This window comes from Bacillus altaicus, assembly GCF_042136375.2.
Lineage (GTDB): Bacteria > Bacillota > Bacilli > Bacillales > Bacillaceae_G > Bacillus_A > Bacillus_A cereus_U.
The window spans coordinates 1,585,240-1,601,017 of the sequence record NZ_CM143394.1 but is presented as its reverse complement, the minus strand read 5'-3'; the positions used below and the strand labels follow the sequence as shown (position 1 = coordinate 1,601,017).

Here is a 15,778-nt window from a genome sequence, read left to right as displayed (position 1 = left end):
AATAAAGATAAGGAGGTTGACCTATGAAAAAACGTCAATTAGGAAATTCAGATTTATATGTTACGGAAATTGGATTTGGCTGTATGTCTCTCGGTACATCTGAGGCTGAAGCTATGCGTATTATCGATGAGGCAATCGATTTAGGAATTAACTTTTTTGATACAGCGGACTTATACGACTATGGATTAAATGAAGAATTTGTTGGAAAAGCTCTGAAAGGAAAACGCGACCAAATTGTTCTTGCAACAAAGGTTGGAAATCGATGGACAGAAGAAAAAAACGGCTGGTCTTGGGATCCTTCTAAAGCTTATATAAAAGCCGAAGCAAAAGAGAGTTTACGTAGACTTCAAACAGATTATATTGATTTATATCAACTGCATGGCGGGACGACTGAAGATCTTATAGATGAAACAATTGAAGCCTTTGAAGAATTGAAAAAAGAAGGTATTATTCGTCATTATGGTATCTCTTCTATACGTCCAAATGTCATTCGTGAGTATGCAAAACGTTCAAATATCATTAGTGTATTAATGGAGTACAGCCTTTTAAATCGTCGTCCTGAAGAATGGTTCCAGGTGCTTAATGAACATCAAATTAGTGTCATCGCACGCGGACCACTTGCGAAAGGCATTTTAACTAACAACAATGCAAGCAAGATAGAAAGAGTAAAGGAAAAAGATTACCTCTCCTATTCTTATGATGAATTAAATACAACACTCGCGAGTGTAAAAGAAATTATAGGAGAAAAATCTTTAACTGGATCAGCCGTTCAATACTGCTTACATAATGAAAATGTTGCATCTGTTATACCTGGCGCAAGCTCTATTCAACAGTTGCAAGCAAATGTACATGCTGGGGAACAAACGTCTTTAACAAAAGAAGAATATAGACAACTTCAGCAAATTGTTAAATTTGATACATATGCTTTACATCGTTAAAAAAACGTTATCGTACAGGTCATAGCCATCAAATTTTAAAAAAGGTGTCCCAAAAGCTCATTAAAAATGACCTTTTGGAGACACCTTCTTTGTATTGATCTTTATATGGATGAAAAGTTGTTTCATGAACTAATTTAACGTTATGTTTATCTACCGAGAATAAACAACTATTATTTCTCTTATTTTGAACTAAAATTAATTGATTTGTAGTGTTCGGGCAACTTTCCCACCACTTTCTATAACCGTACAGATAGCGTTTTTATAACGTATCATATTTATCAGGATTCGTTCCTACATGTAAATTACGATTTAACGTATTAATTTGATCCATCTCTTCTTCAGTTAATGAGAAATCAAAAATAGTAAAGTTCTCTTTAATACGAGATGGCGTAACAGATTTAGGAATAGTCACAATCCCACTTTGAATATCCCACCTTAATATAACTTGTGCAGGTGACTTTTCATATTTTTTAGAAATAGCCTGAATAATTGGCTGCTGGAATACTTCGCCGCCTCTCATTAAAGGACTCCATGCTTCCATTTGAATTTGCTCACCTTGACAGAAATCACGCAATTCAAATTGCGCTAGCATTGGATGAAGTTCAACTTGGTTTACCATCGGCTTCACTTTGCAATTTGGTAATAACAATTCTAAATGATGTTTATGAAAATTAGAAACACCAATGGCACGCACTTTACCTTCTTCATATAGCTTTTCTAGAGCACGGTACGTATCAACATACTTTCCTCTTATCGGCCAATGGATTAAATATAAGTCTACATAGTCCATTTGTAATTTCTTTAAACTTTTTTCAAACGCCTCGAGCGTCTCCTCGTACCCTTGATCGTCGTTCCAAACTTTTGTTGTAATAAACAAGTCTTCTCGCGAGATTCCAGATTCACGAACCGCTTCTCCGACACCGCTTTCATTTTCATATACAGTTGCTGTATCAATCGAACGGTATCCAAATTCTAATGCTGTTTTTACTGCTTGTTTAACTTCGTTGCCTTCTTTCGCTTTATAAACGCCTAGACCAATCATCGGCATTTTCACACCATTATGAAGTGTAGTTGTTGGAATATGCACACTCGTTCTCCCTTTCAATGTTACATTTTTTATAAACCACCACTTTATTTCAACAAGATTCATCCAAAAAGTCAAAACATACGTACAGTTTACATAATACTTTTATACACATTTAAAAAATAACGTGAACTCAGTCATTCACGTTATTTCCTTTCCATTCTTTCGCTTTTTCATCAACATTACGTACAAACTCATTTTTCCCTTCCGTATACATCGTGCCATCATATGTATATTTTTCCGCTAGTTCTTTCTTTAAAGTTGCATACGCCTCTGCTTCTTCACAATGAGCCATCATGTAATCACGAAACGATAAATGCCTTGTAATCTCAGGATTCCCTTTTTCAAATACGTGCAAATGATACGAGCGTTTCTCCTCCGTTCCATGAATAAAAAAACGTCGACCTGAAATACCATTTTCCCCTTTCACGATGTAACCAAGCTCTTTAAATCGTTCATTCCAATGATCTACTCTGTCGATACTTTCTACTTCCATGATCATATCAATAATAGGCTTAGCCGCAAGTCCTGGCACTGATGTACTACCAATATGATGAATTTTTACCGTTTCTGGCATCGCCACTTTTAATCTTTCGGCTTCCATTTGGAATTTCTCACTCCAATGATTTTCATACGGAACGACTACAATTTTCCTCATTCTAACTCCCCTTTTCTTATAAACTCGTCAAAAAAATGATCAGCGGCATTTCACTGATCATCTTTTTATTATTTAAAGTCTTTCCAAGTAAGGCTACTTTCACTTAACAGTTCTTCAAATGATTTATTCTTTTCACGTTCTTTTTGTTCCTTACGCTTTCTTTCTTGTTCTGCTGCCTCTTTTTTCTCTTCTCTCACTTGCAACTCTTTTTTCTTATTCTTTAATTGTTGCATGAGCGAATCATTCAATTGATCACCTAGTGTAAGTGATTCTTTCTCTGGTTGATTCATTTGAGAGTGTCTTTGTGTTTGTGTTTGTCTTTGCTTCTTTTTCTTCATACTATTCACCTTTTACTTTTTTCTCCATTATAGAGGATACACGGCGAAATCGACAATAAAAAAGATACGTGACTCCCCGATTCTCTATTATTCTTTTTTTGTAAATGTGTTAATTTTTCGAAAAAACTAAATTTTTTTGTGGATATAATCCTAGTAATCTATTAAAATTATGTCGTATGATGTCAGATTATAAAAAAAGGAGAAATTAATTATGTGGAAAAAAATTATTCCTGCTGTTGCTGTTTTAAGCACTATTACTTTTTCAAGCGTATTCGCCGCTCCTCCATCTCAGGCTCCTGCCGAACAAAACCGGTTCATAGACGTACAAATGCTTGGTATTAATGATTTCCATGGACAACTAGATACTGTAAAAAAAATTAACAATAAAGAAGCTGGTGGTGCTGATTACTTAGCTACTTATTTAAAAGAACGCAAAAAACAAAACCCTAATACACTTCTTGTACATGCTGGAGATATCGTCGGAGCTAGCCCACCAGTTTCTGCTTTATTACAGGACGAACCAACTATTGAATTTTTAAATGACTTAAAGTTTGATGTTGGTACAATTGGAAATCATGAATTTGATGAAGGCATTGATGAAATGCGACGCCTCATTTATGGTGGATATCATGAAAAAACAGGGAATTTCAAAGGAGCAAACTTCCCTTATGTTGCTGCAAACTTCTATAATAAATCAACTGGCCGCTTATTTTTACCACCATTTACTGTAAAAATGGTAGATGGAGTTCCTGTAGGTTTCATCGGAGTTGTTACAACGGATACACCGAATGTCGTTATGCCAACTATGCTAAAGAATGTACAAATTACTGATGAAGTAGAAGCTATTAATAAATCTACTCAGCAATTAAAGCGTCTCGGTGTTAAATCTATCGTAGTCCTTGCACACGTTGGAGGTACAACTGATGACACTGGTGTAACAAACGGTGACCTTACTCGCATTGCAAATGAAACGGATCCAGAAGTTGATGTTATTTTCGGTGGACATAGTCATACGTATGTAAATGGTACGGTTAATAATAAGCTTATCGTACAAGCGAACTCTTACGGGATGGCTTTCTCTGATGTAGATGTAACGATTGATAGAAAAACAAAAGATATTGTGAAGAAAAAAGCTGAAGTTGTTACAACATATCATGAAGGTGTCGAGCCCGATAAACAAGTAAAACAAAAGTTAGATCAATATAAAGAAAAAATTGCACCGCTTGTAAATGAAGTTGTCGGAAAATCTACAGCACCTATTGACCGTAAACAAAACGATGCTGGTGAATCTACACTTGGAAATTTAGTTGCGGATGCCCAGCGCCAAACTATGCAAACTCAAATCGCACTTATGAATCCTGGCGGCATTCGTAATGACTTAGACGCTGGCGATATTACATGGGGCGAATTGTACGGCATTCAACCTTTTGGAAATCAATTGATTAAAGTAGATTTAACAGGTCAAGACATTCGCGATATTTTAAATCAACAATGGCAAAAAGGTACAACGAGAATGCTTCAAATTTCAGGTATCCACTATACTTGGGATGCAAGCAAACCAAACGGTGAGAAGGTTACGACTATACGCCTAACAAATGGAGAAGAATTATCTCCATCCAAAACGTATAGCGTAGTTGCAAATGCTTTCTTAGCTTCTGGCGGTGATGGATTCGTATCATTTAAAAATGGTAAAAATGCAGAAACTGGTCCAAATGACTTTGAAGCACTAGTCGATTATGTAAAACAAGTAAAAGAGCCAATTCAACCAATTATTGATGGACGTATTCAAAAAATCAACTAAATACTATTCAAACTAGTGCGTGACACTCGAAAGAAGAAGCTCCTTTTTATATGCAAGGAGCTTCTTCTTTTAGAGTCATACGTATTGTCATTCTTCTAGTGCAGTAAAGGATAAGCACATAGCCCCTTGTTTCCTCGTAGTATATAGAAAACTATAATAGGAGGATTTGTATGTATTTCTATCAAACAATGACGATACATTATATCGACAAAACGACAAACTCATTCGTAGTATTGAGAAAGCAATTAACGGAGAATATAGCGCCATTCATTATTATGCTAGATTAGCTAATTTAGCTCCAGACATAAATGAACGAAATCAAATCCTTGAAATTCGGCAAGATGAGCAACGAAAAGTTGATTTTTACTTAGAAATTGCAGACGAAGCGACAAATCAACAAAGGAAAGAAACATTTCGGCGCGCAGCAGCTGATGAACAAAATTATGCCGTTTGATTCCTATATTAATTTTCGAAACAAAAAATAAAATAAGACAAAAAGGATACACGCTCTTATATGGAACATAGTATCCTTTCTTTTATTTCTCTGGATACGTTTCATGATTAACATCATACCGTTGCAAAAATTCCTGTAGTGCTTCTTCTACAATTTTAGACTTTTGAATCCCTTTCGATTCCGATATAACATCTAGTCTTGCTAATACTTCTATATTAATCGAAAAGGTTCGTTTCTTTTTCTCTGTGCTCTCACTTATAATTTGAACACTTACTTCTCCTCTTTTTCTTAACAATTCATAAATGCTTTGTAATTGTTCATAAATTAGTAATTGATAGTCAGTTTTTGCATATTGAAGGGCAGTAGCTTCTTGGATTTGCAAATGACGTGGCTCTTCACCATCACCTATAAAGATACGTTTTTTCTGCTCTCCATCATATTCATATCCAATCACCCTTAATTTCTTTGATAATGTATATGGGCTCATTTCAAGCCGTTTCGCTATAATAGCGATTGATTCGCGTCTATTTAAAGAATCAATAATTTCTCCAATCGTCACATTCTCCCTCCTCTCTTAATCGCCTAAACTTGAAATCAAACCAGTATGTTATGATACAATGATTTTCTAGTAGTATATGCAAAAGAAAGAGCCTGTGCGATTCATACCATTTAAGAAAAGGAGGGTTACATATGCTTTTTCGTAGCCATACCCCTCGGTTTTATAACGAAAAGAAGCAATTAATCCCTAACAGTATCGCTACGATAGAAAGCGTTATGATTAATGACCGGAAACAATCTCTCCTTATACGCGGACAAAACGTGGAACAGCCTATTTTATTATGCTGTCACGGTGGACCTGGTATGGCTCAAATTGGCTTTATTCGCCATTTTCAAAAAGAGTTAGAAAAGCACTTTATCGTTATTAATTGGGATCAGCGAGGGGCAGGTAAATCCTTTTTATGGCGGGATATCCAAACAAATTTTACGATTGATCAATTTTTTTCAGATGCAAAAAAGGTTATTCAATATCTTCTCAAACGCTTTAATAAACAAAAACTATTTCTCGCTGGTCATTCTTGGGGAAGTATTATCGGACTACAAATCGCTAATCAATGTCCCGAATATATAGAAGCATACATCGGCATCGGTCAAATCGTACATATGAAGCAAAATGAAGAATTACTATATCAACATTTAATTAGCTCTGCCAAAAAGCATGACCATAAAAAGGCATTAGCTTCTCTTTTAAAATTAGGGAAACCACCCTTTTTAGATACGAGACGCCTCATTATTCAAAGAAAGTGGCTTGGTACGTTTGGAGGAGCAATACAAAACGGATCTTCCTTTTCTTTCATACGAAAAGGTTTCTTTTCTCCTGAATATACGCTATTAGATTGGTTCAAATTTCTCGCAGGAAATTTAAAATCCGGAGTTTTATGGGAAGAGATGCTGACAATCGATTTCTTTTCGTCTATTTCAGGTTTATCTGTTCCTGTTTATTTTTGTTCTGGTCGCTATGATTATCAAACTCCTTATGCACTCGTTCAACAATATTGCGATACCATTCAAGCTCCTATTAAAAAGATGGTTTGGTTTCCAAACTCGGCACATTCTCCAGATTTAGAAGAGCCTGAACTATTCGCCAAATCTTTACAATCAATTAAACAAGAACTATCTTTTCAACATACATAACGAAAGGCTCTTTTACATTTCATAGAAAACATTTTATAATGATATGTCGCAAGTATATGTCACTACAAACATTTGCTTGCCTTAACAGAATAAAAATTAGGGAGATTACATTTATTATGAACGCTGTACTCATCGCAGTAGCAGTCATGCTACTGCTTAGTTTGTTACGTGTCCAAGTCATTGTCGCCATTATCGTTGGAGCTTTAACAGGCGGACTTATCGGCGGACTCGGTATTTCAGAAACAATTAGTACTTTTACAGCCGGTCTTGGGAACAGTGCTCCTATCGCATTAAGCTACGCAATGCTCGGTGGATTTGCTATTTCCCTTTCAAAAACAGGACTTCCTGATGCAATGATCCAATCAGCTTTAAAATGGATCGGCAACGAACAAGACACGAAAAAACAAGTCTATTCTAAAATACTTATATTATTTATCATTTTAACAATGGCTTGTTTCTCACAAAATATTATCCCTGTTCATATCGCCTTCATCCCAATCTTAATTCCAGCACTTTTAAAAGTATTAAATGAGCTGAGGGTGGATCGTAGGCTTGTAACATGTCTTATTACATTTGGATTAATTACCCCTTACATGTGGGTCCCCGCAGGATTCGGAAAAATTTATCATGACGTATTACAAACAAATGCTGCGCAAAGCGGTCTTACATTTGATGTCGCACTTATTCCAAAAGCGATGACTATTCCAGCAATCGGTATGATTATCGGATTATGTGTAGCGGTTTTCATTACATACCGAAAACCACGTACATATGAAACAGAACAAATTCATGCTGCACAGAATGAAATCGTTCCCTATACGAAAAGAAGCATTACTTTTGGTTTATTATCAATACTCGCTACATTAACTGTGCAATTAGCAACAGAATCAATGATTTTTGGTGCTTTAGCAGGTATTATCGTCTTATCAGTTAGCGGTAGTCTCCCTCTTAAAGAAGCCGATGCTATTTTAACGAGCGGAATGCGTATGATGTCCTTTATCGGATTTGTTATGATTTCTGCCGCTGGATTTGGCGCTGTTCTTCGAAAAACTGGACATGTTGAATCTCTTGTGCAAACGAGTGCGCATATAATCGGAAATAATAAACCGCTTGCTGCATTTCTTATGCTCGTTATTGGACTTCTCGTTACGATGGGAATTGGTTCTTCCTTTTCAACCATCCCAATCTTAACAACAATTTTTGTACCGTTATGCGTCCAGCTCGGATTTAGTCCAATGGCAACAATCGCAATTATTGGTACAGCTGGTGCACTTGGTGATGCAGGTTCTCCAGCATCTGATAGTACACTTGGACCAACGTCCGGTTTAAATGCTGATGGTCAGCACCATCATATATGGGATACATGTGTCCCAACATTTCTACACTATAATATACCGTTACTTATATTCGGCTTTATTGCCGCAATTACACTATAAAAGGTGCGTTTTAAAAACGCACCTTTTACTTTGTTGTTTCTCTCTCAATGCATCTAAATTCTGTTTCCACTTCTTCTTGCTCCACTTGTTTCTTCTTTATTTTTCCTATTAACTGCTGAAAAGCTATTTCCCCATTTTCTTCGATATAACTTCCAATCGTCGTTAATGATGGACTTATCCATTCGCCCTCTACACTCCCGTTAAATCCAATGATTTGCAACTTACCTGGTATATGAATATTAAGAGTTTTCGCCGCCCTGATTAGCTCAATAGCGACCTTATCACTTGAAGCTACAACCCCATCTATGTATGGATGCTTTTGTAACAATTCAAGAAACTGTTGATTCGTATACCCTTGGACAATTTCCTCTCGATAAGAAAGTCCTTCTTTCCAAGCAGTATCTAGAAATCCTGCCACATGCTCTTCCATTTCTTCACTCTCTACTCCCTCACCGATATAAGCAAGAAACCGGCAGCCTTTCTCTTTTAATAAAGAAACAGCTTTCTGTCCACTTTCATAATAGCTCACAAGAGATTGCCGTCCCTCAAGCACAGCGAAAGGAAGTGGGATCTCTCCTATACTTCGAAAAACAGATTTCGTCATTATAACGCCTGCAATGTTATTTTGCTCCAACATATCTATGTATCTATTCTTATTTTCTATATTACAAACTATTACTTGATACCCTTCTTTATATGCTATTTCCTCAACGAAACGGAGTAAAGTGATGTATGATGGATTATGCAAATTATCTACAAGTAATGCAATCATCGTTGAAGGCTGTTTAAATAAAGGCTTTGCTGTAGCATTCGGTCTATAATGTAATTCTTCAATTGCTTTTTTTACTTGTTTCACCGTATCTTCATGGACATATCCTTTTTCGTTAATGACTCTTGAAACGGTTGCGACTGAAACACCGGCCAATTTTGCAACATCACGTATAGTTGCCACATCGTCACCCCTTAATATGGTAATAGATTACAATTTTAAACTAAACCAAAATATAACATTCGTCAAGGTTATTGTTTTATATTTCTGAAAATTGTTACATAACTTCCACTCTACTCAGAAAATATACTCCAGCTGAATTTCATGTGAAATCGCGATATTATCATAACCAATAAACGGAATTTCTTTCTTTATTTTTCGCGCTTCTTTTACCGCATCAATATATAAATTCGTCATTATGAAGTTACGTTTTTGATAAAAACGAAGTGCGTTCATATTATCATTCGTCGTAATGAGCCATACTTTTTTACATTCGTTCTCTTTTGCCACTTGCAGCACACAATCCACCAGTTTTGTACCAATCCCCTTTCCTTCCTCAAAACTATTCACCGATACAATTTCACACATATTTTCTATCACTTCACACGTTATAATTCCCACTATTCTGTTATTTCTAAGTGCAATAAAACCGGGTAATTCTTCTAATTGATGTACGCTGCCACGCGAGACCATCATAGAGCTTCCCCAGTTTTCACACATAAAATCCTGAATTGCTTCTTTCATTTCTGGTGTGATTTTTTGTATATGAACCATATACGATTTCTCCCCTTTTCACATCATTGTGATACAATGTTAGTGTATCATATGTAGAGGTATTTGGAGGATGAGGTAAAGTATGAAACGTTTTTTTACAGCATTGTTTACTATACTAGGTGCACTAACTGCGATTGGGATTTTCTTTACAAATAAAGTTATGTACTTGAAGAAAAAAACAGAGGAAGAAGTTTTAGAACGCGAAACGAAAAAGCATTTTCATTTGGACGATTTTAAGGCTATTCAAAAAGAAGAGGTTCACATCCCTTCTCAATTCGGATACGAACTTCACGGATATTACATGCCAGCTGGTCATTCCAATAAATTTATGATTTTTTGCCACGGTGTGACCGTAAATAAAATCAATTCCGTTAAATATGCAAACTTATTTTTAAATAGAGGATATAACGTATTTATTTATGATCATCGCCGTCATGGTAAAACCGGTGGTAAAACAACAAGTTATGGCTATTATGAAAAACATGATTTAAAGTCAGTAGTTGACTGGCTAAAAGATCGTTTCGGAACGAATATTACACTCGGAATTCATGGTGAATCTATGGGTGCTGCAACTCTTCTTCAATATGCAGGACTTGTTGAAGATGGTGCTGATTTTTATATTGCTGATTGCCCTTTCTCTGATTTTTATGGACAGTTACAGCATCGTTTGAAAGTTGAGTTTCACTTGCCAAAATGGCCTTTATTGCCTTTAGCAAATGCCTTTTTAAAAGTTCGTGATGGCTATACAATTCGTGAAGTTTCACCAATTGATTGTATAAAAAACATTAACAATCCTGTTCTCTTTATTCATAGTAAAGATGATGACTATATTTTATCTGATATGACGAAATCACTTTATGAAGCGAAAGAAAATAATAAACAGCTTTATATTGCAGAACATGGTGCACACGCTTGCTCTTATAATGAAAATAAAGAAGAGTACGAAGATGCCATCGATAAATTTTTAAACACATATGTAAAAGAAACAAAAAACAGGCTTGCATAAGCCTGTTTTTTTACTGCGCTAAAACGTCTGTAACTTGTTCCATATTTTCAGAAATCCACTTTACTGCCTCATCTAGCGTTGGGAATTCCGTCGTTTGAAAAGTCACCTCATCTTGAAGTAACCAAACATCTTTCGGTTCTTGTCCTACACCTGCGATTGACCAATGAAGTAAACTATATGGATGATTATCATTCAAAAATGATGCCCATGTGCGCTCATTTGCAATATTTTGTAGTGTTTGTAATTTTTTATCCATCTTTCGTCACCTTACTCTAGTCAGTTATAAAAACTATTATAACACTCTCTTCTCTCTCAAACAAAGTGCTCTTTTTATCCCACTATTTGCGGGCAGTAAGACTCCCACCTCAAAATTCAACTTAGGCAAAGAAGTAAGGTGGGAGATTAACTGCCCGTAAACGCCCGATTGGTTCAACTAATAATCAGTGGGGATGCCCCCCCCCACTGATTAAAGTTTCACTTTATATTGTCAAGTACTCTCCCTAATTATATGATGAGAGTAAGCGTTTGGAAAGGAGGGATAACGTTGGCAAAAGTACAAATTAAAGTAAATGATAATGGCTCTTTTCGCGTTACAGGGGACGTGGAATTAGTTGACTCGCAAGGGAATGTATTCCCAGCAAAACCAGCATTTTCTTTATGTCGTTGTGGTTTATCAAAAAACATGCCTTATTGCGATGCTTCGCATAAAGGAAAATTCGAGTCTGTTGTTAGAGCACCAGAGGCAGAATAAATATTTAAAGAGCATGCACATTTATTTGTGCATGTTTTTTCTTTTGATCAAAGCCTATACAGCCCTTCTCCTTTCAACATTTCTATTACTTTCGTCCCCATTCAAACCGGCATATATTTTCACATTCGAACATTTTTTACTATGCTTTTTTCTTTTTTGTGCTATACTGTGAGCAAACAACATCCTTCGGGGTCGGGTGAAATTCCCAACCGGCGGTGATGAAGCAAAAGCTTCTAAGTCCGTGACCCGTTTTCAACGCGAAAACGGTGGATCTAGTGAAACTCTAGGGCCGACAGTATAGTCTGGATGGGAGAAGGATATGTTTTCTAGTAATTATATATAGCGAATACACTTTTATTTCAGTATGCATATTTTTAAAGATTCATTTTGACTCTTTATATATGTTTTATTTTGTATACTTATGTTTCTATACTGAAATAAAAAGATACGACTAGCGTTTGAAAAACTCGATATTTTGCTAGGTTTTTTCCTTATGCCAAAATATCAGTCATCGTTAGGTTTCTTCCCTATACTTTCGTATTCGAACTATATTTCTAGAAATCACGTCTCCCAAACCCCAAGGATTCTATATCCTTGGGGTTTTTTGATTTTTTTCAGGAGAGGTGAAGAGAATGACAGATCAAGAATATATGAGGATTGCCTTGCAGTTAGCACAAGGAACATCGGGACAAACAAGCCCAAATCCTATGGTTGGTGCTGTTGTTTTAAAAGATGGCGTCATTGTCGGAATGGGTGCCCACATGCGTGCTGGTGAAGAACATGCTGAAGTTCATGCTCTTCACATGGCTGGAGAAAGAGCAAAAGGCGCTACCGTTTATGTAACACTTGAACCGTGTAGCCATTTTGGAAAAACACCGCCTTGCTGTGAATTACTCATTAAAAAGGGAGTTCAGCGTGTTGTAATTGCCACCCTTGATTGCAATCCACTCGTTTCTGGTAATGGAAAAAGGAGATTAGAAGAAGCTGGAATCGAGGTAACTACCGGTGTTCTTGAAGCGGAAGCAACTTTATTAAATCGATACTTTTTTCACTATATGAAAACGAAACGTCCATTTGTAACAATAAAAACAGCAATGAGCTTAGATGGAAAAACAGCGACTGCAACAGGGGAAAGCAAGTGGATTACAAGTGAAGAAGCGCGAGCTGATGTTCACCAATATCGTCATATGCATGACGCTATCCTTGTCGGTGTGAATACAGTTATAACTGATAATCCACACTTAACAACACGAATTCCAAACGGAGGTAAACATCCTATACGAGTTATTTTAGATACCCACTTACGAACGCCGCCATCTTCTCATGTCATAACAGATGGCTTAGCTCCGACATGGATTATTGTCGGTAAGGATGTAAATAAAGAGAAAATAGCGTCTTATGAATCTAACAATATAGCTGTACTCCAAATGAAAACGAAGCAAATTGAAATACAAGATGTCCTATCCCTACTCGGGGAGAAACAAATTCTTTCTCTGTTCGTTGAAGGTGGTCAAACAGTACATGCAAACTTCTTAAAAATAAATAGTTTTAATGAAATTGTGACCTATATAAGCCCGAAATTAATTGGTGGAAAAAATGCACCCACTTTATTTGGCGGAGCTGGTTTTTCGAAGTTACAAGATGCACTTTCCTTAACAATTCAAGAGATGAAACAAATTGGTAATGATATAAAAATTGTTGCAACCTTAAAAAGCGAGGTGACGGAATGTTTACAGGAATTGTAGAAGAGTTAGGAACGATATCAAGCATGACTCAAAGTGGTGAAGCCATGAAGCTAACTATTAGCGCAAATCAAATTTTATCAGATGTCAAATTAGGTGATAGTATCGCGGTTAACGGCATTTGCTTAACAGTAACTACTTTTACGACTACTTCATTCACTGTTGATGCAATGCCTGAAACAATGAATGCAACATCACTTCGTATGCTAAAGCCAAGTGCCAAAGTGAATTTAGAACGGGCAATGGCTGCGAACGGAAGATTCGGTGGACATTTCGTCACCGGACATATCGACGGCATCGGTACGATTTTAACTAAAAAACAACATTACAATGCCATCTATTACAAAATATCAATTTCTGATGAATTACTACGCTATTGTTTGCATAAAGGATCCGTTGCTGTTGATGGCACTAGTTTAACAATATTTGATATAGACGAATCTTCAATTACAATTTCACTCATCCCCCACACAGTAAGCGAGTCTATAATTGGAGAAAAAAAAGCCGGGGACATCGTAAACATTGAGTGTGACATGATTGGAAAATATATTGAACGCTTTATTGCAAAGCCCGCAAAAAGAACTGATTCAATGACCGCAAGCTTTTTACAAGAAAACGGATTTCTATAAGGGGGAAGCACAATGTTTCATCGTATTGAAGAAGCTCTAGAAGATTTAAAACAAGGAAAAGTCGTTATCGTATGTGATGATGAAAACCGAGAAAATGAAGGCGATTTTATTGCTTTAGCAGAGTACATTACACCAGAAACGATTAATTTTATGATTACACACGGTCGTGGTCTCGTTTGCGTACCGATTACGGAAGGTTACGCAGAGCGTCTACAGTTAGAACCAATGGTTTCTCATAATACGGATTCACATCATACTGCTTTTACAGTAAGCATCGATCACGTTTCTACAACAACAGGCATTAGTGCTCATGAGCGTGCTACAACAATACAGGAATTATTAAATCCCGCATCTAAAGGAACTGATTTTAACCGCCCTGGACATATCTTTCCATTAATTGCGAAAGAAGGTGGCGTCCTTCGCCGCGCAGGTCATACAGAAGCTGCTGTTGATTTAGCAAAACTTTGCGGAACTGAGCCAGCTGGCGTCATTTGCGAGATTATAAATGAAGATGGGACGATGGCACGTGTACCTGATTTAATACAGTGTGCAAAACAATTTGATATAAAAATGATTACAATTGAAGATTTAATTGCTTATCGCCGCCATCACGAAACACTTGTGACGAGAGAAGTGGAAATTACATTACCTACAGATTTCGGTACTTTTCATGCAATTGGCTATTCTAACTCATTAGATATGAAAGAACATATCGCGCTCGTAAAAGGTGATATTTCAACAGGCGAACCTGTACTTGTACGCGTTCATTCAGAATGCTTAACAGGGGATGTATTTGGTTCGTGCCGCTGTGATTGCGGACCACAACTACATGCTGCACTTGCTCAAATTGAGCGTGAAGGAAAAGGTGTTTTTCTCTATATGAGACAAGAAGGACGCGGCATTGGCCTTCTTAATAAGCTTCGCGCTTATAAGTTACAAGAAGAAGGGTTCGATACTGTAGAAGCAAATGAAAAACTTGGGTTCCCAGCTGATCTTCGTGATTACGGTATTGGCGCTCAAATTTTAAAAGATTTAGGCTTACAAAGTTTACGATTATTAACGAATAATCCACGAAAAATTGCTGGCTTACAAGGTTACGATTTAGAAGTAACCGAGCGTGTACCTTTGCAAATGCCAACAAAAGAAGAAAATAAAACGTATTTACAAACGAAAGTAAGCAAATTAGGACATTTACTAAACTTATAATTAAGGGAGAGATACATTATGGTATTCGAAGGTCATTTAGTTGGTACAGGATTAAAAGTTGGGGTTGTTGTTGGGCGTTTTAATGAGTTTATTACAAGTAAGTTACTTGGCGGAGCTTTAGATGGATTAAAGCGTCACGGTGTAGAAGAGAATGATATTGATGTTGCATGGGTTCCTGGTGCATTTGAAATTCCTTTAATCGCTAAAAAGATGGCAAATAGCGGAAAATATGATGCTGTTATTACATTAGGTACAGTAATTCGCGGCGCTACAACACATTACGATTACGTTTGTAATGAAGTAGCAAAAGGTGTTGCGTCTTTATCACTACAAACGGACATTCCAGTTATTTTCGGTGTATTAACGACAGAAACAATTGAACAAGCGATTGAACGTGCAGGTACAAAAGCTGGTAATAAAGGATATGAATCAGCAGTTGCTGCGATCGAAATGGCTCATTTATCAAAACAATGGGCTTAAAAAAAGAGGCTGCGGCCTCT

18 protein-coding genes and 1 riboswitch are annotated in these 15,778 nt (G+C 36.6%); of the genes, 11 read left to right on the top strand and 7 right to left on the bottom strand.

Annotated elements, in window-relative coordinates:
• Positions 1-23: 23 nt before the first annotated feature.
• Complete coding sequence (locus ACE38F_RS08470) at positions 24-938, top strand: aldo/keto reductase (protein ID WP_341305921.1); 915 nt, start codon at positions 24-26, stop codon at positions 936-938.
• A gap of 259 nt (positions 939-1,197) precedes the next feature.
• On the opposite strand, the gene ACE38F_RS08465 is transcribed toward ACE38F_RS08470, so the two are convergent.
• From ACE38F_RS08465 to ACE38F_RS08455, 3 genes are all read right to left on the bottom strand, one after another.
• Positions 1,198-2,025, bottom strand: a complete 828-nt coding sequence (locus ACE38F_RS08465; RefSeq protein WP_215554089.1) for an aldo/keto reductase — start codon at positions 2,023-2,025, stop codon at positions 1,198-1,200.
• Between the two features lie 130 nt (positions 2,026-2,155).
• Complete coding sequence (locus ACE38F_RS08460) at positions 2,156-2,680, bottom strand: GrpB family protein (protein WP_375369481.1); 525 nt, start codon at positions 2,678-2,680, stop codon at positions 2,156-2,158.
• 68 nt (positions 2,681-2,748) lie between these two features.
• On the bottom strand, positions 2,749-3,018 hold the full coding sequence (locus ACE38F_RS08455) for a YqkE family protein (protein ID WP_002033875.1): 270 nt from the start codon (positions 3,016-3,018) through the stop codon (positions 2,749-2,751).
• A 211-nt stretch (positions 3,019-3,229) separates the two neighbouring features.
• Here ACE38F_RS08455 and ACE38F_RS08450 point away from each other — a divergent pair, with 211 nt between their 5' ends.
• Positions 3,230-4,819, top strand: a complete 1,590-nt coding sequence (locus ACE38F_RS08450; RefSeq protein WP_375369482.1) for a bifunctional metallophosphatase/5'-nucleotidase — start codon at positions 3,230-3,232, stop codon at positions 4,817-4,819.
• Positions 4,820-4,985: 166 nt separating this feature from the next.
• On the top strand, positions 4,986-5,273 hold the full coding sequence (locus ACE38F_RS08445; protein WP_215554092.1) for a ferritin-like domain-containing protein: 288 nt from the start codon (positions 4,986-4,988) through the stop codon (positions 5,271-5,273).
• Between the two features lie 82 nt (positions 5,274-5,355).
• Here the strand turns inward: ACE38F_RS08445 and ACE38F_RS08440 are convergent, their stop codons facing one another.
• Positions 5,356-5,832, bottom strand: a complete 477-nt coding sequence (locus ACE38F_RS08440) for a ribbon-helix-helix domain-containing protein (protein WP_375369483.1) — start codon at positions 5,830-5,832, stop codon at positions 5,356-5,358.
• A 131-nt stretch (positions 5,833-5,963) separates the two neighbouring features.
• On the opposite strand from ACE38F_RS08440, the gene ACE38F_RS08435 reads away from it, so the two are divergent.
• Together ACE38F_RS08435 and ACE38F_RS08430 are read left to right on the top strand one after the other, a co-directional pair.
• The gene (locus ACE38F_RS08435; protein WP_375369484.1) at positions 5,964-6,965 is read left to right on the top strand and encodes an alpha/beta fold hydrolase; all 1,002 of its coding nucleotides are present in this window, start codon (positions 5,964-5,966) and stop codon (positions 6,963-6,965) included.
• Positions 6,966-7,081: 116 nt separating this feature from the next.
• Positions 7,082-8,401: a Na+/H+ antiporter family protein gene (locus ACE38F_RS08430; protein WP_002111651.1), complete on the top strand. Its 1,320-nt coding sequence runs from the start codon at positions 7,082-7,084 to the stop codon at positions 8,399-8,401.
• A 25-nt stretch (positions 8,402-8,426) separates the two neighbouring features.
• Here ACE38F_RS08430 and ACE38F_RS08425 read toward each other — a convergent pair whose 3' ends face one another.
• Together ACE38F_RS08425 and ACE38F_RS08420 are read right to left on the bottom strand one after the other, a co-directional pair.
• A complete protein-coding gene (locus ACE38F_RS08425; RefSeq protein WP_215554095.1) occupies positions 8,427-9,353 on the bottom strand; it encodes a LacI family DNA-binding transcriptional regulator in 927 nt (308 codons plus the stop codon).
• Between the two features lie 114 nt (positions 9,354-9,467).
• On the bottom strand, positions 9,468-9,944 hold the full coding sequence (locus tag ACE38F_RS08420; RefSeq protein ID WP_215554096.1) for a GNAT family N-acetyltransferase: 477 nt from the start codon (positions 9,942-9,944) through the stop codon (positions 9,468-9,470).
• A gap of 82 nt (positions 9,945-10,026) precedes the next feature.
• On the opposite strand from ACE38F_RS08420, the gene ACE38F_RS08415 reads away from it, so the two are divergent.
• Complete coding sequence (locus ACE38F_RS08415) at positions 10,027-10,950, top strand: alpha/beta hydrolase (RefSeq protein WP_215554097.1); 924 nt, start codon at positions 10,027-10,029, stop codon at positions 10,948-10,950.
• A 10-nt stretch (positions 10,951-10,960) separates the two neighbouring features.
• On the opposite strand, the gene ACE38F_RS08410 is transcribed toward ACE38F_RS08415, so the two are convergent.
• Complete coding sequence (locus ACE38F_RS08410; RefSeq protein ID WP_002111659.1) at positions 10,961-11,206, bottom strand: DUF2552 family protein; 246 nt, start codon at positions 11,204-11,206, stop codon at positions 10,961-10,963.
• A 288-nt stretch (positions 11,207-11,494) separates the two neighbouring features.
• On the opposite strand from ACE38F_RS08410, the gene ACE38F_RS08405 reads away from it, so the two are divergent.
• The 5 genes from ACE38F_RS08405 to ribH all read left to right on the top strand — a co-directional run bounded on the left by ACE38F_RS08405 (position 11,495) and on the right by ribH (position 15,758).
• Complete coding sequence (locus ACE38F_RS08405) at positions 11,495-11,701, top strand: CDGSH iron-sulfur domain-containing protein (protein ID WP_001151582.1); 207 nt, start codon at positions 11,495-11,497, stop codon at positions 11,699-11,701.
• Between the two features lie 178 nt (positions 11,702-11,879).
• A riboswitch (FMN riboswitch) is annotated at positions 11,880-12,023 on the top strand.
• A 310-nt stretch (positions 12,024-12,333) separates the two neighbouring features.
• Positions 12,334-13,446, top strand: a complete 1,113-nt coding sequence (gene ribD, locus ACE38F_RS08400) for a bifunctional diaminohydroxyphosphoribosylaminopyrimidine deaminase/5-amino-6-(5-phosphoribosylamino)uracil reductase RibD (RefSeq protein WP_375369485.1) — start codon at positions 12,334-12,336, stop codon at positions 13,444-13,446.
• Complete coding sequence (ribE, locus tag ACE38F_RS08395; RefSeq protein WP_215554099.1) at positions 13,428-14,072, top strand: riboflavin synthase; 645 nt, start codon at positions 13,428-13,430, stop codon at positions 14,070-14,072. Before ribD ends, ribE begins: the two co-directional genes overlap by 19 nt.
• Positions 14,073-14,084: 12 nt before the next feature.
• The gene (gene ribBA, locus ACE38F_RS08390; protein ID WP_215554100.1) at positions 14,085-15,278 is read left to right on the top strand and encodes a bifunctional 3,4-dihydroxy-2-butanone 4-phosphate synthase/GTP cyclohydrolase II; all 1,194 of its coding nucleotides are present in this window, start codon (positions 14,085-14,087) and stop codon (positions 15,276-15,278) included.
• An 18-nt stretch (positions 15,279-15,296) separates the two neighbouring features.
• Positions 15,297-15,758, top strand: coding sequence for a 6,7-dimethyl-8-ribityllumazine synthase (gene ribH, locus ACE38F_RS08385; RefSeq protein WP_000230892.1), 462 nt, complete (start codon positions 15,297-15,299; stop codon positions 15,756-15,758).
• Positions 15,759-15,778 lie beyond the last annotated feature (20 nt).